This window comes from Nonomuraea turcica, assembly GCF_030718205.1.
GTDB lineage: Bacteria > Actinomycetota > Actinomycetes > Streptosporangiales > Streptosporangiaceae > Nonomuraea.
The window spans coordinates 21,012-39,754 of sequence record NZ_JAUZQF010000036.1; the positions used below are offsets into that span (position 1 = coordinate 21,012).

The following is an 18,743-nucleotide window of genomic DNA, read 5'->3' on the forward strand; positions in this document are numbered from 1 at the left end:
TCTGCGATTCCCTGTATCTACCTGAGTATTTCCGGCAAATCGGGCAGGCGTGGCCGTGGCGGGCTGTCTGCGTACTGTCCCAGGGGGAGTACGGGGGTGGCCGCGACGCGGTGGAAGCCGGTCCGCTGGTGAGGATCGCGTACAAGCCCTGTACGTCCCGCGGGTGGGCGGGTCGTCTGGGGTGCTTGGCCCGCCGGACGCTGTCCACCCCTGGTGGGGGGTGGGGCGGGCACCGTGCGCCGGTCGGGCACACGGCTGGACGTCATCGAACTGTTCTTCGGGGTGCGGGTGGGGCGTTTCGGGGTGGGGCGGTTCTTGGCTCTGTCCCGGGCGGCTGGGCGGGGGTGCAGGTCGGTTCGGGTGCGGCGGGCGCGGCGGGCGGCCCGGGTCGCCTTGCGAGGGCGGCGGGCGCGGGCCACGTTGCCCTCCACCACCTGCCGGATGGTGCGGGTCCCGGTGGTGCGGTCGGTGCGGGTAGCGTGCTGGCCGAGCAGGCCGCGCGCGAGGATGCGTTCGGCCGCTGCCCAGTCGCGATCACACGACAGCCCGCACGCCGGACAGAACGCCCATGCCCAGCCCCGCTCGGCGAGCCGATCCGGGGCCGGACAATGCTGCAGCACCGAGGCGCCGTTACCGCAGCGGGGGCAGTACTTGGAGGTGCCGCGCGCGGGGACGGTGACCACGGCGATGCTGTGCTTGGCCGCCAGGTGCCGGATCGCCTCCACGATCTGCCCGCGTACCTGTCCCGACAGCCGTGCGTTCGCGCGTCCTCGGCGTCCGCGTGCTTCCAGGGTGGCTAGGTTCTCCAGGTAGATGACCGTCGCCGCGGCGGCGAGGGCTTGGTCGAGTGCCCAGCGGGCCGCCGACCAGGCCAGCGCCTTGTTCAGGTTCCGGATGCGCGCGCACACCCGCTCATGCTCCACCGCGATGACCTCATACGCCGCGGCCAACGCGGGAAAGCGGGGATCGGCGGGCGTCATACCGGCCAGCAGCCGCTCCTGGTGTTTGCGTTTGGCGGCCAGGTGCTCGCGCTCGGCCCGCAGCCGGTGCAGTTTGGCCGACACGCCGCTCGCGTCGTAGGCCAGCGGCCGCCCATCGGTGACCACCCGGCCGCCGGCCGTCAGATGCCCGATCGTGCCGGTCAGCAGGGTGTTCAGCCCCCAGTCGAAGCCGCACCCGATCACATGACCGGTGGCCGGCGCGAAGCCGATCGGGGTCAGGAACGGCAGATCGACCCGCACCCGGCCCTTGGCCACCCGTAGCGTGGGGGCGCACAGCTTCGCCTCCCTCGGGACGGTCGGCGGCAGAGCGATCGGTAGCACGTGCCAGGCCCAGTCCCTCCCGGACGCGGGAGAGGCGGTCAGGGGCAGCTTCACCCGCAACCGGGCGGCGTGCTCGCCGGTCCGCTCCAGGGTGGCCAGTTGCCGGTCGGCCGCGGCCAGCACGATCTGCGCCGCACACGCCGGAGGCCCCTCCAACTCGGTCAGGTCCGTCGGCAACTGGCCGTCGTGCGCATCGCGGTAGGCGCGGATCTGCCGTGTCCGGTTACGGATCTCCGCCGCGCCTGCCCCTTCCGGCAGCACCGCCCGCAACGCGGCCCATTCGGCGTCGGTGCGCTTGCCCGGGTCGCGCGGCCAGGTCGCCACGATCGCCGCCACCAGCTCGCGGCGGTGCAGCGCCAGCCGCAGCAGACGGGCCGCCTGCTCTTGGGCACACCGCAGCATCCGATCACAGACATGCACGCCCGCAGCCGGACTCACGCCCCAGCCCAGCCTGCGGGCTGCCATCCAGCCCTTGGCCGGCAACGCGCGCCCGTCCAACCCCACCCCAGAGGCCAGGGCATCCAGATCCGCCGCACTCCACCGGGCGGCCACGATCTCGGCGGTCAGCTCCCGCGCCAGGCCGGTCAGCCAGGCCACCCGCTGGGCCAGCAGCGGCTGCGGGACAAGCTGACCGGTCTGCTCCACGATCGCGCGATGGGCGGTGCAGGTCGCCGTCGCGGTGAGCTTACTCATGCATCCACCCCGCCCCCGCACACTCCAGCTTTCACCGTCAGTGACCAAAAGACTACCAACAATTGACCCTCTCGGGTAGAACATGTGAACGATTTGATGCCTATCTCACCCCGACCTGCACGGCCAGAACTGGCCACCGCGCGGCTACGCGGCTCCACCACGCAGGAGGCCACGGCGCAGGCCGGCAGTCTGCTGGAGCGCGTCGGCCTCGGCGAGCAGACGGCCGGACGCCGCCCGTCGGCGTTGTCGGGCGGCGAGTTGCAGCGCGCCGCGCTGGCCCGGGCCCTGCTCGCCGGCCCGCGCGTGCTCGTCTGCGACGAGATCACCTCCGGCCTGGACGCGCTCGTCCAGTCCGCCATCCTCGACCTGCTCGACGAGCTGCGTCGCGACCTCGGCCTGACGCTGCTGCTCATCAGTCATGACATGGATGTGGTCGCCAGACTGGCGGACCGCGTCGCCACGCTCGACGACGGCCGGCTCACATGGGACGAAATATCATGAACCCTTACGTCATCCAGCCCGCGCTGCCCCGCCACCTCGACGGCGCGCGGCAGGTCATGCTGGACACCTTCTATCGCGACTTCGGCTACGGCTACCAGCCTCAATGGCATGGGGACGTGATCGACTTGGAGGGCACGTACCTCCTGCCGTGCAGGCACACGCTCCTCGTGGCCCTGCACGGCGACGAAGTGGTCGGCACCACGGCCGTGCGCGCGCAGGGGCCGAAGAGCCCGCCCCACCCGGAGTGGCTGGCCAGGCTCTACCCGGACGGCACGACGGCGCAGCTTTACCGGGTGTACGTGGCCCCGGCCCATCGCCGGCGCGGCCTGGCCCGCGACCTGGTCCGCCAGGCCTGCCGCTTCGTCGCGGAGTGCGGCGACTACCGGTCGATCTACCTGCACACCGACACCCGGGTGCCGGGGGCGGAGGCGTTCTGGCGCTCGCTGGCCGAGCCGGTCTTCGACGACCGCGACGGCGATCCCGAGCATCACCAGACGCTCCATTTCGAGCTTCCACTGCGGCGAGTAGCGGGAGCGGCCTGAGCAGCAGCCCGGTCCTTTCGATCCAGCCGGCACCACCTCCGGTAGCCTGCGTAGCTTGGTAACGACGGGACTTCCGCGACAGAAGGGACGGGCACGTGCTCGACGATGCCGGCCTCCAGGCGCTCCGCGAGGCGGCGCGCCTGTCACCGGACAACCTCCCTCTCCGGCGGCATCTCGCCGAGCAGCTCCTGGCCAAGGGTTACCTGGCCGACGCCGAGGCCGAGTTCCGCGCCGCGCTCGTGCTCGCGCCCAAGGACGCGGATATCACGGCGGGTCTGGCGGAGGCGTTCGTACGGCAGAGCGCGTACGGCGCGGCTCTGTCGGCGCTGGAGCCGTTCCTGGCCTCGCCCGGCTATCCACCGCGGCTGGGAATCATCGCCGCGCGGGCGCTGCTCGGCGAGGGTGAGACGGGAAAGGCGGCCTATCGCTACTACGAGGCGATCTCCAGAGATCCGTCGGTCGCCGACCCGGAGCTGGCCGAGCGGCTGACCGTCGCGACCACGGGACATTCCTCCCCGCCCCCGCCCCCGCCCCCGGCCGCACCGCCGGACTCCTCGGAGGAGGAGGTGGAGCGGTCGAAGCTCACCTTCGCGGACGTGGCAGGGATGGAGGCGGTCAAGGAATCGCTGCGGGTCAAGCTGCTGCTCCCGATCCAGCAGCCGGAGCTCTTCGCCGCGTACGGCAAGCGCGCAGGCGGCGGCGTCCTGCTGTACGGCCCGCCGGGCTCAGGCAAGACCCACCTGGCCAGGGCCGCCGCAGGCGAGCTCGGCGCGGCGTTCGTCAACGTCGGCCTGGCCGACATCCTGGACATGTACGTCGGCTCCAGCGAGCGCAACCTGCGTGCCACGTTCGACCTGGCCCGCCGCAACCGCCCGTGCGTGTTGTTCTTCGACGAGGTCGACGCGCTGGCCGCCCGCCGCTCCGACATGCGCCAGGCGCACACCAGGCAGCTGGTCAACCAGTTCCTGGCCGAGCTCGACGGCGTGGACCAGCACGCCAACGAAGGCGTCCTGGTGCTGGCGGCCACGAACGCGCCTTGGTACATCGACGTGGCCTTCCGCCGCCCCGGCCGGTTCGACCAGATGGTGTTCGTGCCGCCGCCGGACGCCACCGCCCGCGCGGCCATCCTGCGCATCCTCTGCCGGGACAAGCCGCTGGCCGAGATGGACTTCGACGCGGTGGCGCGGGCCACCGAGCACCTGGTCGGCGCGGACCTGAAGGGCGTGGTGGACCGGGCGGTGGAGGTCAAGCTCCAGCAGTCGATCAGCGCGGGCCGCCCCATCCCGATGTCGACCGCCGACCTGCTGGCCGCCGCCAAGGGCGCCAAGCCCACGGCGGTACGCGAGTGGCTGGCCACCGCCCGCAACTACGTCCTGCACGCCAACGAATCCGGCGCCTGGGACGAGCTGATGCCCTGGATCAAGGGCAAACGGTGAAGGTCGACGACGCGATCGGCCGCGCGAGGACCCTGCTGCAGCTGCGCCGGGCGGCCGACGCCGAACGGGAGCTGCGCGGCGTGCTCGCCGTCGAGCCGCAGCAGGACATGGCGCACTGCCTGCTGGCCCTCGCCCTGGTCCGCCAGGGCAAGGCGGCCGAGGCGGTGGCCACCGCGCAGGAGGCGGTGCGGCTGGCCCCCGGCCACTGGTATCCGCACTACATAGCCGGCCAGGTGTACTACCGCATCGGCCTGGCAGACCCGGCGATCGCCGCCGCCGAGGCATCCCTGGCGCAGTCCCCTGAGCAGGCGTCGGCTTGGGAGCTGCTGACCCGCGCCCACATGATCAAGGGCCAGTGGCGTCGGATGGCGGAGGCGGCCCAGCGCGGGCTGGCCATCGATCCTGAGGTGCCGGACCTGGTGAGCCTGCTGTCGATGGCCCACACCAAGCTGGGCGAGGCCGGGCCGGCCAGGGCCGCCGCCGCGCAGGCCGTACGGCTGGACCCGGAGAGCGCGACCGCGCATCTGGCGGCCGGCCGGGCGGCGCTGGCCTTCGGCGATCCCCGGGCGGCCGCCGACTCCTTCCGCGAGGTGCTCCGCCTCGACCCCGGTTTCGGCCCGGCCAGGGACCTCCTGGTGAAGGCGCTCAAGCAGCGCAACCCGCTCCAGCGCATGCTCTCGAACCTGCGGCGCCGCTACCGCGGCGGCTGGCGGCTGGTGTTCCTGCTGCCCGTGGTCCCGCCGCTGATCGCCGTCTTCGTGCTCATCGCGCTGCTGCACTGGGCGGCGTGGGTCGGCGAGTCGGTGACCGTGGTGCGGCTGGCCCGCGCCAGGGCCACCAAGCTGTTGTTCGAGGGCGTCGAAGCCCGCGTGGCCATCGCGTGCTGCGCCCTGGTGCTCGCGGGGGCCGGGGTGCTCGCCCTTGGCATCGCGCTCGGCCATGAGGCCGTCGGCACGGCAGGCGCAGCGGTCATGGCTCTGGTCACCGCCGTGCAGGAGACCACCCACACCAGCTCGCCGCGCGGGCGCGTGGTCCTCTACGGCTGGACCGGCCTGCTGGTGGCGGCCGCCGGTACGGCGGTGATCGCCGGTGCGCCGGCCATCGCGCTGCTGAGCACGTACGCCGGGCTGGGCACGATCTGGGTGGCGGCCGGCGTGCGGCGCTTCTTCCTGGACGGGGACGCTTCCAAGCTCTCCTGAATGTATGCGCGGCGTACGTGCTTGGTACGTGCATTGTCAGGCCCGTTTCTAACCTTTCCGGTGATCCCCAAAACGCCAGACGAAGGGCGGTTCGCGTGAGAATCGGAAAGTTGAGCGATTGGCTTCTCGCCAAGGTGGTCCCGGAGCACTCGGCCCAGGCGGCGTGTCCGTGCTGGTGGGAGGGCACCACGTGCCTGATCCGCAGGTGCTGCGCCTACGGCGCTTCCTGCGGTACCGGCAAGTCATGTGGCGCCTGGCAGTACACCTGCGGCTGACGTCCACATAGATGACCATGTTCGCGTGGACGTTCGGTTTCCTTGCGGTCGCCGGAGTTCTGGTGGCCCTGCTGGTCCTCCGCCGTCGGTTCGCCGTCGTCGTCGTGTCCGGCCTCAGCATGGAGCCGACCTTCCACGCGGGCGACCGGCTCCTGGTCAGGCGGACGCGGCCGGCCCGGATCTCCGTCGGGGACGTCGTCGTGTTCGAGACGCCCGACTGGCTGGGCATCGGCGAGCCGCCGCCGCCCGAGCGGCGCTGGATGGTCAAGCGCGTGGTGGCGCTGCCCGGCGACCCGGTCCCGGACTCGGTCCAGGCCGTGGTGCCGGAGCACCGGGTGGCGCCGGACCGGCTGGTCGTCCTGGGTGACAACCCGTCGGCCAGCTTCGACTCCCGGCAGTGCGGCTTCATCGACGCCGGCACCCTGCTGGGAGTGGCGCTCCGCCGTCTGCATTAGTGGAGGAAAGCTCCGTGGAGTACGTCGCCCTGGGCTGCCGCAGTCTGGTGGCCCTGCTGTTCCTCGTGTCGGCGGCGAGCAAGCTGCGCGGCAGGAGCGCATACGCCGATTTCCTGGCCGCGACCCGCAGGCTCGCGCCGCCGTGGCCGCCGGTCCGCGTGGCGGCCGCGGCCGTGGTGGCCGCCGAGCTCGCGATCGTGGTGCTCGTCGCCGTGCCCGGCACCGTACGGGCGGGGTTCGCCCTGGCGCTGGGCCTGCTGGCGGCGTTCACCTGCGCGATCGCGGCCGCGCTGCGGCGGGCCGAGCGCACCCCGTGTGCGTGCTTCGGCGCCTCCGACCGGCCACTCGGCCGCGGCCACCTGGCACGCAACCTCATCCTCATGGCCGTGTCCGCCCTGGGACTCCTCACGTACGCGCCCGTGACCGGGGACGTGGCGGCCATGCTGACCGCCGTCGCCGCCGGAGCGGTCGCCGCGATCGTGGTGGCCCTCGGCGACGACCTGATCGACCTGTTCAGCCCGACTGCCTGACCTGGAGGTCAGCCATGCCTTATATCGTCACGCTCGTCATCCTGCTGGGCGTGCTCTGCCTGGTGAATCTGGCGCTGACCGTCGGCGTGATCCGCCGGCTGCGCAAGCACTCCGAGGCCCTCGCGGCCCGCTCCGACGACGGGCACGGGCGGCAGGCGATCCTGCGTGAGGGCGCGGTGGCGCCGCCGTACGACACCATCGCCACAGACGGAGCCGCCGTCTCACGGGACCTGATCACGGAGCCGGTCCTGGTGGGCGTCTTCTCTCCCGGCTGCGACGCCTGCCACGAGGCGATGCCGGACTTCCTCGCCTCGGCCGAGCGCTTCCCCGGGGGTCCGCAGCAGGTCCTCGCCGTGATCGTCGATGAGAAGGGAGAGTCGGGGCCGCTGCGGACAGAGCTGGAGCCGGTGGCCCGGGTGGTGGTCGAGGACATGGGCGGGCCGCTCACGTCGGCGCTGCAGGTGCAGGCATTCCCCGTCTTCGCGATCGTGGGCGGCGGCGGCCGGATCATGGCCAGCGGGCTGCGGCTGAACCAGGTCTTCTCGTTCGCCCGGGCATAACGGCCGTGACCTCGCAGACCATCTTCCCGGAGAGCGCCGCACCCGTGGCGGACGTGCGAATGAAGGCCAGCCCGGCGGCGCTCGCCCGCGCGCTGGGGCTGGCCTGGCAGGCGGGCCGGTGGCACGTGCTCGCGTACGCGATGCTGGCCCTGCTCGAAGCGGCCGTGCCCGTGGCCGCCGCCTGGCTGACCAAGTCGGCGCTGGACGTGATCGCGCACCGGACGGCCGGCTCGTCCGCGCTGGTGACGGTGGGCGCGGGGCTGGCGGTGGCGGGCGTGGCGGCCATCACGCTCCCGCACGTCTCCGGCTACCTGCGCCAAGAGCTGCAGCGCCGCACCGGCCGCCTGGCTCAGGACCGGCTCTTCGCCGGCGTGGAACGCCTGGCCGGCCTGGCCAAGTTCGAGGACCCCGCGTTCCTGGACCGGATGAGCCTGGCCCACACGTCGGGCGGCGCCGCACCGAGCGCGGTGGTCTCGGGGGCGCTGGCGGTCTGCCGCGGGTTCGTCACGGTGCTGGGTTTCCTCGGCTCACTGCTGGTCATCAGCCCGCTGCTGGCCGGCGCGGTCCTGGTGGCGGCGCTGCCCGCGCTGGCCGCCGAGCTGCGCCTGTCGCGCCAGCGCGCGTCCATGATGTGGCGGATCGGGCCGATGGAACGGCGCGAGTTCTTCTACCGGCAGCTCCTGTCCAGCGTGCGGGCCGCCAAGGAGCTGCGCCTGTTCGGCGCCGGCCGGTACTTCAGGTCCAGGATGAACGCCGAACGGCTCGCGGCCGACTCAGAACGCCGCCGCCTCGACCGCCGCGAGCTGGGCCTCGAGGGCGGACTCGGGCTGGTGTCGGGCGTGATCTCCGGCGGCGGGCTGATCTGGGCGTTGTTCGCCGCCGTCGAGGGCCGGCTCACCGCGGGCGACATCGCCCTGCTCGCCACCTCGATCGTCGGCGTGCAGGCGGCGCTCGCCGGGCTGGTCGGCGAGGTGACGATGGCGCACCAGCAGCTGCTCACCTTCGACCACTACCTGACCGTGACCGCCGCCGGGCCCGACCTGCCGATGCCGGCGAGGCCGGTGGTGCCACCCACCCTGCGGCACGGCATCGAGCTCCGCGACGTGTGGTTCCGCTACTCCCCTGAGCATCCCTGGTCGCTGCGCGGCGTCAGCTTCACGATCCCGTACGGCTCCGCGGTCGGGCTGGTGGGCAGGAACGGCGCGGGCAAGAGCACGCTCGTCAAGCTGCTGTGCAGGTTCTACGACCCGGACCGGGGCGCGATCCTGTGGGACGGCGTCGACCTACGCGACCTCGACCCCGCCGAGCTGCGCTGCCGGATCGGCGCGGTGTTCCAGGACTACATGGAGTACGACCTGACCGCCGCCGAGAACATCGCGATCGGCGACGTGGCGGGCCGCGACAAGCCCGCCGCCTCCGCTGCCCGGATCGAGGCCGCGGCCAGGAAGGCAGGCGTCCACGAAACGCTCAGCGCGTTACCCCGCGGCTACGACACCATGCTGACGAGGATGTTCTTCGGGCCCGACCCGGAGGCCGGGGTGGTGTTGTCGGGCGGGCAGTGGCAGCGGCTCGCGCTGGCCCGGGCGGTGCTGCGCGAGGGGCGCGACCTGCTGATCCTGGACGAGCCGAGCTCGGGGCTGGACGCGGAGGCCGAGCACGAGATCCACAACCGGCTGCGCGAGCACCGGGCAGGGCGTACCAGCCTGCTGATCTCGCATCGGCTCGGGGCGGTGCGGGAGGCGGACGTGCTCGTGGTGCTCGACGACGGGCAGGTGGCCGAGCAGGGGTCGCACGATGAGCTGATCAGGATGGACGGGCTCTACCGGAAGCTCTTCGACCTGCAGGCCCAGGGCTACCAACCCGCCGATGCCTGACCCCTGCGGCTCGTGCGTGGGCGCACGGGTCGCGGGTGAGGGCGCAGGCGGCGGGCGTCAGCGACGGCCGGTGAAGCGCAGCCGGACGGGACGGCGGTGGCAACGGGGGCGGCGGCCGCGCCAGCCCAGCGCGGGGCCGCTCAGGCGCGGATCCCGGTTCAGCATGAGGTGGTGCAGCTCGGCCAGCTCCGGCCCCGGCTCGATGCCGAGCTCGCGGTGGAGCGCCCGCCGCGCCTCGGCGTACACCGTCAGCGCGCCCGCCACGTCCCCGGTGCGGTACAACGCCAGCATGAGGTGCCCCCACAGGCGCTCTCTGGTGGGTTGCAGCGCCAGCGTCTCGCGGAGACCGCCGATGATCTCACTGTGCCTGCCGAGCGCCAGCCGGGCTCGCGCGCACTCCTCGATCGCCAGGTAGCGCTGCTCTTCCAGCGCGTCGAGCTGGGCGGCCACCCCGACCGTCCTGGGCAGGTCGTCGGCGGCGGCGCCCCGCCACAGCGCGAGCGCCGCGGTCAGGTATCCCAGCGCCTCCTCGTATCGGTCGCCGCCCATCGCGCCGCGCCCCTGCCGTACCAGCTCGTTGAAGTCGGCGACGTCCAGCTCGCCGGGCTCGACGGTGAGCTGGTAGCCGGGCGGGTGCGCGCGCAGGCGGCCGTCCAGGTCCTTGCGCAGGAGGTTCGCGTAGCTGCGTACGTTGGCCAGCGCCGACCTGGGCGGGCTGTCCTCCCAGAGCGCGCTGAAGAGCCGGTCGTGGGAGATCGCGCGGTTCGGCTCCAGCAGGAGCCGGGTGAGCATGAGCCGCTGTTTCGTCGTCCCCAGCGGCACGTCAACGCCGTCTCGCCACAGCCGTACCGGTCCGAGGATGCCGAATCGAAGACCCATGTTCCCCCCGAACAGACGATTTTGGGAGCGCTCCCACGACACGCTACGTAGGTGTCGATCATGTGTCAATGCTCTGTCAACCCGGGGTTGGACGACATGAAACTTTCACCCGTAGACCCCGGCATAAGGGACAATCGGCGTCGTGCAGTTCGGCATCCTAGGGCCGCTGTCGGTGCGATCGCCCGATGGTGACGCAGTCGCGGTGGGCGGCGCCCGGCCGCGTGCCCTGCTCGCGATGCTGCTGCTCGACGCGGGGCGGACGGTGAGCGTCGAACGGCTCATCGACGGCCAGTACGGCGACGACCCGCCGGCGGGCGCCGCCAACGCCGTTCAGGCGCAGGTCTCCAGGCTTCGCCGCCGCCTTCCCACCGGCCTGATCGAGTTCCACGGGGCTGGTTACCGGCTGGCCGTCGACCGGGAGGACGTGGACGCGCACCGGTTCGAGCGGCTCGTCCGCGAGGGGCGGCGGCTGCTCGCGAACGGGCTGTACGCGGGCGCGGCAGCCCTGCTCAGGGACGCACTCGACCTGTGGCGGGGCCCCGCGCTCGCGGACGTGTCCGACGCGCCGTTCGCGGCCGCGCAGTCACGGCGCCTGGAGGAGCTGCGGCTGGCGACCCTGGAGGACCTGCTGGAGGCCGAGCTCGCACTCCCGGAGGCCAGCCCGGTGGGGGCGCTGCGGGAGCTGGTGGCCGCCCATCCGCTGCGCGAGCGGGCGCGGGGGCTGCTGATGAGGGCGCTGCTGGCGGCCGGTCGGCAGGCGGAGGCACTGGCGGTGTACGAGGACACGCGGCGGCTCCTCGCCGACGAACTCGGCGCCGATCCGTCGCCCGAGCTCGCGGCCCTGCACCTGGAGATCCTGCGGGGCGAACGGCACCGCGAACGGGCCGCCCGGACGCCGCCGCCGACCCAGCTGACCAGCTTCGTGGGGCGAGAGGAGGAGCTGGCCCGCCTCGACGCGCTCCGCGAGGCCCGCCTGGTGACGATCGTCGGCCCCGGCGGCACGGGCAAGACCCGCCTCGCCATCGAAGCCGGACCCGGTCGGGAGGCGTGCTTCGTGGACCTGTCGCTGGTCGACGCCACGGGTCCAACCGGCCACCTGGCGCCGGTCGACGCCGCGGGACCGGCAGGCCGCCTGGCGGGGGCGTACGGGTCGGGGCAGGTGGCGGCGGCGGTGCTCGGGGCGCTCGGGCTGCGGGAGTCCGCGCTTCGGCCGCCCGTCACCGCCAGGTCTCCCCATGCCGCTGAGCCGCCTGATCCCGCCGAACGGCTGGTGACGGCGCTGGCCGAGCAGGAATTGACGATCATCCTGGACAACTGCGAGCACGTCATCACCGAGGCGGCCACGCTCGCCCGCCGCCTGCTGGCCTCCTGCCCCCGCCTCACCATCCTGGCCACCAGCAGGGAGCCACTGGGCATCACCGGCGAGCACCTGGTCCCGCTGGCGCCCCTGCCCACCCCTCCGCCCGACGCCGAGGACCCGTACCGCTACCCCGCCGTCCGGTTGTTCGCCGACCGGGCGGCGGCCGTGCGGCAGGGCTTCACGGTCGGACCGCACAACGTGGACGCGGTGCTCCGCATCTGCGCAGCGCTCGACGGCCTGCCACTGGCCATCGAGCTGGCGGCGGCCCGGGTGCGGACGTTCGGCGTGGAAGAGATCGCCACTCGGCTGGCCGAGCACGGCAGGTTCAGGTTGCTCTCGCGCGGCGACCGCACGGCCGCCGCCCGCCACCAGACGTTGCGCGCGGTCGTCGAGTGGAGCTGGAGCCTGCTCGACGCCGAGGAGCAGGAGCTGGCCAGGCGGTTCTCGGTGTTCGCAGGGGGTGCGACCCTCGAGGCGATCGAGCGGGTCTGTGGTGAGGAAGCCACCGGGCCGCTCGCGGGCCTGGTGGACAAGTCGCTGGTCGAGACGGACGGCGAGCGCTACCAGATGCTCGACACCATCCGCCTGTTCTGCGCGGAGCGGCTGGCCGAGGCAGGCGAGGAGGAACGGCTGCGGCAGGCCCACGCGACCTGGTTCCTGGAGCTGGCGCGCCGCGCCGACGAGCACCTCTATCGGGCCGAACAGCTCGACTGGCTGGCCCGGCTGTCGGCCGACAACGCCAACCTGCGAGCGGCGCTGCGCTGGAGCGTGGAGCACGACGCAGCGACGGCGTTGCGGCTGGTGGCGGCGCTGGCGATGTACTGGTGGCTGAGCGGGCGGCGTGATCAGGCCACCGCGCCCGCCGTACGCCTCCTCGACACGATCGGGCCGGAGCCGCCCGCCGGGCTCGGCGAGGAGTACGTGCTGACCGTGCTCCACGCCCTGCCCGACACCGGGTCGCCGCACTGGGAGCGGGCACGGGCGATCATCGGCTCGCTGGATCGGCCGATGCGCTCCCGGTTCGGCCCCGCCTTGTGGGGCATGATCGTGGGCCCGCCCGAGCCGGAAGCGGCCGGGCGGCGTCGGCGGATAAGCGCCGATCCGTGGAGCCGGGCGCTGGAAGCGCTCGGCAACGCGTTGCTGGCACTGCTGAACGGGGCGGTCGGGCGCGCCGAGCGGGAGCTGGAAACGGTGCTGGCGGACTTCAGCGCGGTGGGTGAGCGCTGGGGGAAGGCGCAGGCGCTGGATTCGCTGGCGCTGATCGCGAGCTGGCGTGGCGACTGGGCACGCGCCATGGGGCTGTGGAAGGACACGATCGGACTCCTCGAAGAGCTCGGCGCGCTGGATGAGCTGGTGGACGTGCTGAGGCGGCGGGCCGACGCTCGCCTGCGTGCCGGGGACGCGTCGGCGGCACGCGCCGACTGCGAGCGTGCCGAGGAGTTGGCGCGGGCGATGGGCAGGCCGGGGCTCACGGCGGAGGTTCAGCTGCGGCTGGCTGAGATCGCCCGGTGGCAGGGCGACCTGGCCGGTGCGGACGATCGGCTGGCCGCCGCGCTGGAGGTCTCCTCTGAGGGCGGCGTGTTCACCGCCACGGGCAGCAGGTCACGCGTGCTGACGGCGCTCGGGCGGCTGGCGCAGGCCCGCGGTGACGTGGCGGAGGCGGGCCGCAGGCACCACGAGGCGCTGGCCGCGGCGCTGGCCTCACCGCTGGTGACCGACCTCGCCGACGTCGCCGAGGGTCTCGCTGGAAACGCCCTCTTCGCCGGCGCCTCGCCACAGGCAGGTGAGAAGGCGGCGGTGTTGCTCGGGGTGGCGGTGGCGCTGCGGGGCACGACGGTGGCCGGGGACCGGGACGTCGCCGAGGTCGCGGCCGCCGCCACCCGCGTCCTCGGTCCGGAGGCGTTCGCGGCGGCGTACGCCAAGGGCGCGGCCATGGGGCAAGACGACGCACTGTCGGTGCTGACAAGGGGTGCGGCGGCTGTCAGCCGGTAGGCCCCGGTCCTGCGCCTCGGCGGCCAGGCCGTCGACTTCAAGGGCGAGACCCACCGTACGGTCCTGGCCCGCATGGGCATCCTGGACGACGTGCGCAGGCTCCAGACCGGCGGCACGGACCAGGAGATCGTCGACGCGAACACCGAGACCCCGACCGGCGTGCACGTGACCTTCGAGCGCTCCTCGCCCCGCAGGTTCGACCTGGTCGTGGGCGCGGACGGGATCCACTCGGCCGTGCGCCGCCTGGCCTTCGGCCCCGAGTCCGACTTCGCCTCCGACCGGCTGGACTACGACCGCTACGACGCCGGGCAGCAGAAGGACATCCTGGCACGGGTCTATGCGGGTGTGGGCTGGCAGGTTCCCGCCGTCATGAAGGCGGTGCACCGCGCCGGCGACGTCTACCTCGACTCGATCAGCCAGGTCAGGATCGACCGCTACAGCAAGGGTCGCGTGGTGCTGCTCGGCGACTCGGCGTACGGCAACACCCTGGGCGGCTTCGGCACCGGCCTGGCGGTGGTGGGCGCGTATGTGCTGGCCGGCGAGCTGGCCGCGGTCGGCGGCGACATGCGCAACTGGGGGATCAGGCTTTGAGCCGCCCGACCCCGCACTTGATCAGGAGCCGCGGCTTGTCGTCCAGCAGCGGGAGGCGATCGTCGGCCGGGTCGACCTGCCACTCGTGCACGGGCACCAGGCCCGGCCCGATCAGCTCGAACCCGTCGAACAGCCGCAGCACCTCCTCGTGCCCGCGGAACCTGCCCTGGGCCGACGTCCCGGCGGTCGCCATCTGGAGTTGGGCAATCGCCTCCGGGTCGCTCTCCGCCATCGCGTGGGAGATGATCAGGAAGCTGCCGGGCGCCATCCGCTCCCTGAAGGTGGCCACGATGCCGGCGGGATCCTCTGCGTCCATCACGAAGTGCAGCACGCCGACCATCAGCACGCAGACCGGCTGGTCGAAGTCGATCAGGCCGGTGACGTTGGGGTCGTCGAGGATGTCCGAGGGGCGGCGCAGGTCGGCCTGGATGGAGGCAATGCCGGGGGCGTCGGCCAGCATCACCTCGGCGTGCATGCGCACCACCGGGTCGTAGTCCACGTAGATCACCCGGCAGGCCGGGCTGACCTTGCGGACGGTCTCGTGGATGCTGGGCGAGGTCGGGATGCCGGTGCCCAGGTCGATGAACTGCCGCACGCCCAGCGCGGCCAGGTGGTGAACGGCCTCGACCTGGAAGACCCGATTGGCCCTGGCCACCAGGCGTGTGTCCGGGGCCACCGCGAGAACCCTCTCGGCAACCGCCCGGTCGATGGCGAGGTTGTCCTTGCCACCAAGCAAGTAGTCGTACACCCGGGCAGAACTCGGGACACTCGGGTCGATGCCGGGCGGAACGCGTTCTAGCTCGGTCACGTGTGTGCCGTCTCCTTTGCCAGGTGCTACGTGGCACCAATCCTACTCGGCTCCTCCGGCAGGACGGTCAGCCGGAAGAGAACACGTTCTCGTTACTGAGGTGCCACCTGGCAGGGCTAAGGAGATCGCCTGAGGCGTGCGCGCGACGGTGGTCGCCGGGGCGGGATTGTAACGCCGAGGATGACCGTAAATACAGCCGGATGGCCGATGCGCTTTGGACACCGGCCTGTGCATCCTGGTGAGGAGGGTTCCGCATCGGAGAGGAGTCACGAGGGCATGGAGATCGCGGCAGGCCGCCCGACCGTTGTCTTGGACAATGGCGTGGTCGGCAGGGTCATGCTGGCACATCCATCTCGACGCGACCTCGTGCTCGTGCTCGGCATGGACGGCACCCTGCTGAGCTGCCAGCTCGGCGACATCGCGTGCGTGGTGGGAGGCAAGCCACTCTGCCGCGACGGCTGAGGGCTCTTCCGCCGTCGAGGTCGGCCCGCCGATGCAGCCGTTGGGCGTACGGGGCTACTCGGTCAGGAAGCGCTTGATGCCGTTGGCCAGGGAGGTGGCGATGCGTTGGCGGAAGGCGGGATCGGACATCTTGGCCGCGTCGCCGGGGTTGCGCATGTTGCCGCACTCGATGAACACCGCCGGTCGCTTGGACAGGTTGAGCCCGCCCAGGTCGGTCCGGGTCTCCAGCCCGTCGCGGCCCCGGTAGTTGGAGTAAGGCATGCCGGTGCCCTTGCGGTAGGCGTCGCGCACGGCGAACCCGAGCCGCCGGGACGGTTTGACGACGTCGTCGTTGTGCCCGGGAAGCAGCCCCGGCATGATCACGTGGAACCCGTGTCCGCTCGGCTCGGCCCCGTCACCGTGAATGGACAGGACGGCGTCCGCCCTGGCCTCGTTGCCGATGGCGGCCCGCTCGGTGACGCACGGGCCGACGCCCTTGTCGTTGGGCCGGGTGAGCACGACCTTGGCGCCCATGCGCTCCAGGATCGGCTTGAGCCGGCCGGCGACGTCCCAGGTGAAGGCGTGCTCCTGGAATCCATCGTCGGTCTGCGTGCCGGTCGTGTTGCAGGCCTTGCGACCGGTGATGATGTCGACCTGGCGATTGATCTCCTCCGGATGCGCGGCGTTGCCGCCGTTGTGTCCGGGGTCGAGCACCACGACCTTCCCGTCCAGCGCCCGTGCGGCGGGCGAGCGGGTGCCGGGCGAGTCTGCGGGAGACGGTCCGGCGGGCAGCGCCGTCTCGTGCGCGGTGGGCACGACGCCGCCGCACGCGGTGGACAGCGCCGCCAGCGTGGTGAGTGCCACGAGGTACGCGCGCATGGTCCCGACCGTACCGGGCGCTTGTCGGCCCGCCCACTACGCGGCCAACCTGGGCCATTCGCATCCCCGACCGGATAAATAGGCACATTGAGCGTTAATTCCGTCAATATCCGGACTTGCAATAAATGGGCCTACCCGGGCGATGGCCTTCTTGATAGATATTCTCGCTGGCGGCCACCCTCGCCGCGCCCTCAGCCAGTCATCCCCAACGAGTGATAATGAGCGGACCGATTCAAGGTGCTTGCCGATGATTTCTTCCTCGTCGCTTGGGATACGACCGGCTCGGGCAAACCGCGCATGCACCTCCAGGGAATCGCGCTCGGCCTGGCCGGCGCCCTGATCGCGGAGCTGGTGCTGGCGCAGCGGATCGCCGTGCGCGGCGTGCGCCTCGGCGTGGTCGACCCGCGGCCGGTCCAGGAGAAGGTGGCCGATAACGCGCTGTCCGAAATGATCAATTCCGCACACCACACAGACATACGTACGTGGCTCGCATATCTGGCACAACGTTCGGTGGCGGATGTGAGCGGACGGCTGGAGACGGCCGGACTGCTCCAACGTGAAACCCCAAAACTACTCAAGCGCAAACAAGTCCGTTATTTCTCCACCGATTTCAGCCGCGCCATGTGGCCCGCGACGCGGCTGCGACTGGGGCTGGCCCGGCGCCAGCCGCTGTCCCCGCAGGACATGGCGCTGGCGACGCTCGTGGACGCGTGCGACCTGACCGACACCGTGCTCGACGAGCCGTCCGGCCGGCGGGCCGCCCGCCACTACCTGACCACGCTGCTGGCCGCGATGCCCCAGCCACTCAGCGACCTGAGCCGCCAGGTCGGCGCCGCCGTGGGCGACGCCGTCCTCACGTACCGCATCTGACCGGCCCGACCCCCCACGGACCCCAGAAAGGAACACGATGCGCACCGTGCACTCTGTCGTGCCCGACCCGATCACCGGCGCACTCGCCGCCGACCGGCTCGGCGCACCCTCGGTCGTCTACTTCGTCCTGTCCGCCGCGGCGCCGCTCACCGTCGTCGCCGGGGTGGTCACCACCGCGTACGCGATCACCGAGATCACCGGGCTGCCGATCGCGTTCCTGGTCGTGGGCATCGTCCTGGCGGTGTTCTCGGTCGGGTACGTGGCGATGGCGCGGCACATGGCCAACGCCGGCGCCTTCTACACCTACGTCGCCCGCGGGCTCGGCCGCCCGGCCGGCATCGCGGCCGCCTGGGTGGCGCTGATCGCGTACAACGCGCTGCAGGTCGGGCTGTACGGGGCCTTCGGCGCGGCGACCACCCCGCTCATCGAACGGTGGGCAGGCCTCACGCCACCCTGGTGGGTGGTGTCGCTGATCGCCTGGGCGCTCGTGGCGGCACTGGGCGTGATGCGGGTGGACGTCAACGGCCGACTGCTGGCCGTTCTGCTCACCGCCGAGGTGGCGGCCATCCTGCTGTTCGACCTCGCCGACCTGCTCAACCCGGCGCCGGCGGGCTTCTCCATGGAGGCCCTGTCGCCTGGCGCGTTGTTCGAGCCGGGCGTCGGGGCGCTGCTGGTGATCGCGACGCTCGGATTCGTGGGGTTCGAGTCGTCCGTGGTGTTCTCGGAGGAGAGCCGCGAGCCGCGGCGTACCGTGCCGCTGGCGACGTATTCAGCCGTGGCGATCATCGCCGGCCTGTACGCGCTGTCGTCCTGGGCGATGACGGTCGCCACCGGCCCGGCCGACATCGTGGCCACAGCGCAGCGCGACCAGGCCGACACCATCTTCGTGCTCGCCGCGCAGCACCTGGGCGGCACGGTGGTGGACATCGCCAGGGTGCTCTTCGCGACCAGCTTGTTCGCAGCGATGATCTCCTTCCACAACACCACCGCCCGCTACTTCTTCGCGCTCGGGCGCGAGCGGGTGCTGCCTGCCGTCTTCGGCCGCACGCGGGCCCGCAGCGGGGCGCCCAAGGCGGGCTCGATCGCGCAGAGCGTGTTCGGGCTGGTCGTCATCGCCGTCTACGCACTGCTCGGGCTCGACCCGCTGGTGCAGTTGTTCTTCTACGGCGGCTCGTTCGGCGGGTTCGGCGTGCTGCTGCTGATCTTCGTGACGTCCGTCGCGATCATCGCGTTCTTCCTCCGCGAGCCGAGCGGCGAGACGATCGGGCGGCGGTTGATCGCTCCGGTGCCCGCCGCGATCGCGCTGGCCGTGATGGTGTGGCTGGCGCTGGACAACTTCGCGACGCTGCTGGGCGTGCCCGGGGGTGACCCGCTCGCCTGGATCCTGCCCGCGGTCTACGGCGTCGCCGCCGTCGTGGGTCTGCTGTGGGCGATCAGGCTGCGGTCCAGGCAACCCGCGGTCTACTCTCACGTGGGGATGGGCGCCAAGGCGGCCACTGCCCGGGACATCACCTGATCTGACGAGAGGGGATAGGC

At 72.1% G+C, this 18,743-nt stretch carries 17 protein-coding genes; 13 read left to right on the forward strand and 4 right to left on the reverse strand.

What is annotated here, in order from left to right:
* Positions 1-17: 17 nt before the first annotated feature.
* Positions 18-2,015, reverse strand: a complete 1,998-nt coding sequence (locus Q9G87_RS53120) for a zinc ribbon domain-containing protein (protein ID WP_305924335.1) — start codon at positions 2,013-2,015, stop codon at positions 18-20.
* Between the two features lie 96 nt (positions 2,016-2,111).
* Between Q9G87_RS53120 and Q9G87_RS53125 the strand changes: the two genes are divergently transcribed.
* From Q9G87_RS53125 to Q9G87_RS53160, 8 genes are all read left to right on the forward strand, one after another.
* On the forward strand, positions 2,112-2,516 hold the full coding sequence (locus Q9G87_RS53125; protein ID WP_305924336.1) for an ATP-binding cassette domain-containing protein: 405 nt from the start codon (positions 2,112-2,114) through the stop codon (positions 2,514-2,516).
* Positions 2,513-3,058: a GNAT family N-acetyltransferase gene (locus Q9G87_RS53130; protein ID WP_305924337.1), complete on the forward strand. Its 546-nt coding sequence runs from the start codon at positions 2,513-2,515 to the stop codon at positions 3,056-3,058. The genes Q9G87_RS53125 and Q9G87_RS53130 overlap by 4 nt, the downstream gene beginning before the upstream one ends.
* A 95-nt stretch (positions 3,059-3,153) precedes the next feature.
* Entirely contained in the window at positions 3,154-4,494 is a 1,341-nt protein-coding gene (locus Q9G87_RS53135; RefSeq protein ID WP_305924338.1) for an AAA family ATPase, read from the forward strand.
* Positions 4,491-5,693: a tetratricopeptide repeat protein gene (locus tag Q9G87_RS53140; protein WP_305924339.1), complete on the forward strand. Its 1,203-nt coding sequence runs from the start codon at positions 4,491-4,493 to the stop codon at positions 5,691-5,693. Before Q9G87_RS53135 ends, Q9G87_RS53140 begins: the two co-directional genes overlap by 4 nt.
* Before the next feature lie 286 nt (positions 5,694-5,979).
* On the forward strand, positions 5,980-6,423 hold the full coding sequence (lepB, locus tag Q9G87_RS53145; RefSeq protein WP_305924340.1) for a signal peptidase I: 444 nt from the start codon (positions 5,980-5,982) through the stop codon (positions 6,421-6,423).
* Positions 6,424-6,437: 14 nt separating this feature from the next.
* A complete protein-coding gene (locus tag Q9G87_RS53150; protein WP_305924341.1) occupies positions 6,438-6,953 on the forward strand; it encodes a MauE/DoxX family redox-associated membrane protein in 516 nt (171 codons plus the stop codon).
* 14 nt (positions 6,954-6,967) lie between these two features.
* A complete protein-coding gene (locus Q9G87_RS53155; protein WP_305924342.1) occupies positions 6,968-7,513 on the forward strand; it encodes a TlpA family protein disulfide reductase in 546 nt (181 codons plus the stop codon).
* A gap of 5 nt (positions 7,514-7,518) precedes the next feature.
* A complete protein-coding gene (locus Q9G87_RS53160) occupies positions 7,519-9,387 on the forward strand; it encodes an ABC transporter ATP-binding protein (protein WP_305924343.1) in 1,869 nt (622 codons plus the stop codon).
* 57 nt (positions 9,388-9,444) lie between these two features.
* On the opposite strand, the gene Q9G87_RS53165 is transcribed toward Q9G87_RS53160, so the two are convergent.
* Positions 9,445-10,266, reverse strand: coding sequence for an AfsR/SARP family transcriptional regulator (locus Q9G87_RS53165; RefSeq protein WP_305924344.1), 822 nt, complete (start codon positions 10,264-10,266; stop codon positions 9,445-9,447).
* 142 nt (positions 10,267-10,408) lie between these two features.
* Between Q9G87_RS53165 and Q9G87_RS53170 the strand changes: the two genes are divergently transcribed.
* Both Q9G87_RS53170 and Q9G87_RS53175 read left to right on the forward strand, forming a co-directional pair.
* Entirely contained in the window at positions 10,409-13,618 is a 3,210-nt protein-coding gene (locus Q9G87_RS53170) for a BTAD domain-containing putative transcriptional regulator (RefSeq protein ID WP_305924345.1), read from the forward strand.
* Positions 13,619-13,690: 72 nt separating this feature from the next.
* Complete coding sequence (locus Q9G87_RS53175; RefSeq protein WP_305924346.1) at positions 13,691-14,209, forward strand: Rossmann-fold NAD(P)-binding domain-containing protein; 519 nt, start codon at positions 13,691-13,693, stop codon at positions 14,207-14,209.
* Here the strand turns inward: Q9G87_RS53175 and Q9G87_RS53180 are convergent.
* Positions 14,199-15,017 (reverse strand): SAM-dependent methyltransferase, encoded by an 819-nt coding sequence (locus tag Q9G87_RS53180; RefSeq protein WP_305924347.1) that lies wholly within the window; start codon positions 15,015-15,017, stop codon positions 14,199-14,201. The two genes, Q9G87_RS53175 and Q9G87_RS53180, sit on opposite strands and share 11 nt — an antisense overlap.
* A gap of 276 nt (positions 15,018-15,293) precedes the next feature.
* Here Q9G87_RS53180 and Q9G87_RS53185 point away from each other — a divergent pair, with 276 nt between their 5' ends.
* Complete coding sequence (locus Q9G87_RS53185; RefSeq protein WP_305924348.1) at positions 15,294-15,479, forward strand: hypothetical protein; 186 nt, start codon at positions 15,294-15,296, stop codon at positions 15,477-15,479.
* 54 nt (positions 15,480-15,533) lie between these two features.
* Here Q9G87_RS53185 and Q9G87_RS53190 read toward each other — a convergent pair whose 3' ends face one another.
* A complete protein-coding gene (locus Q9G87_RS53190; RefSeq protein WP_305924349.1) occupies positions 15,534-16,337 on the reverse strand; it encodes an N-acetylmuramoyl-L-alanine amidase in 804 nt (267 codons plus the stop codon).
* Positions 16,338-16,574: 237 nt separating this feature from the next.
* On the opposite strand from Q9G87_RS53190, the gene Q9G87_RS53195 reads away from it, so the two are divergent.
* Both Q9G87_RS53195 and Q9G87_RS53200 read left to right on the forward strand, forming a co-directional pair.
* Positions 16,575-17,207, forward strand: coding sequence for a GOLPH3/VPS74 family protein (locus tag Q9G87_RS53195; RefSeq protein ID WP_305924350.1), 633 nt, complete (start codon positions 16,575-16,577; stop codon positions 17,205-17,207).
* Between the two features lie 37 nt (positions 17,208-17,244).
* Positions 17,245-18,723: an APC family permease gene (locus tag Q9G87_RS53200; RefSeq protein ID WP_305924351.1), complete on the forward strand. Its 1,479-nt coding sequence runs from the start codon at positions 17,245-17,247 to the stop codon at positions 18,721-18,723.
* The last annotated feature ends 20 nt before the right edge of the window (positions 18,724-18,743 follow it).

Coding starts and splice junctions, on each gene's coding strand:
- Q9G87_RS53120 (WP_305924335.1), bottom strand. CDS start 2,015: ATGAGTAAGCTCACCGCGACGGCGACCTGCACCGCCCATCGCGCGATC.
- Q9G87_RS53125 (WP_305924336.1), top strand. CDS start 2,112: ATGCCTATCTCACCCCGACCTGCACGGCCAGAACTGGCCACCGCGCGG.
- Q9G87_RS53130 (WP_305924337.1), top strand. CDS start 2,513: ATGAACCCTTACGTCATCCAGCCCGCGCTGCCCCGCCACCTCGACGGC.
- lepB (WP_305924340.1), top strand. CDS start 5,980: ATGACCATGTTCGCGTGGACGTTCGGTTTCCTTGCGGTCGCCGGAGTT.
- Q9G87_RS53155 (WP_305924342.1), top strand. CDS start 6,968: ATGCCTTATATCGTCACGCTCGTCATCCTGCTGGGCGTGCTCTGCCTG.
- Q9G87_RS53165 (WP_305924344.1), bottom strand. CDS start 10,266: ATGGGTCTTCGATTCGGCATCCTCGGACCGGTACGGCTGTGGCGAGAC.
- Q9G87_RS53175 (WP_305924346.1), top strand. CDS start 13,691: ATGGGCATCCTGGACGACGTGCGCAGGCTCCAGACCGGCGGCACGGAC.
- Q9G87_RS53185 (WP_305924348.1), top strand. CDS start 15,294: ATGGAGATCGCGGCAGGCCGCCCGACCGTTGTCTTGGACAATGGCGTG.
- Q9G87_RS53190 (WP_305924349.1), bottom strand. CDS start 16,337: ATGCGCGCGTACCTCGTGGCACTCACCACGCTGGCGGCGCTGTCCACC.
- Q9G87_RS53200 (WP_305924351.1), top strand. CDS start 17,245: ATGCGCACCGTGCACTCTGTCGTGCCCGACCCGATCACCGGCGCACTC.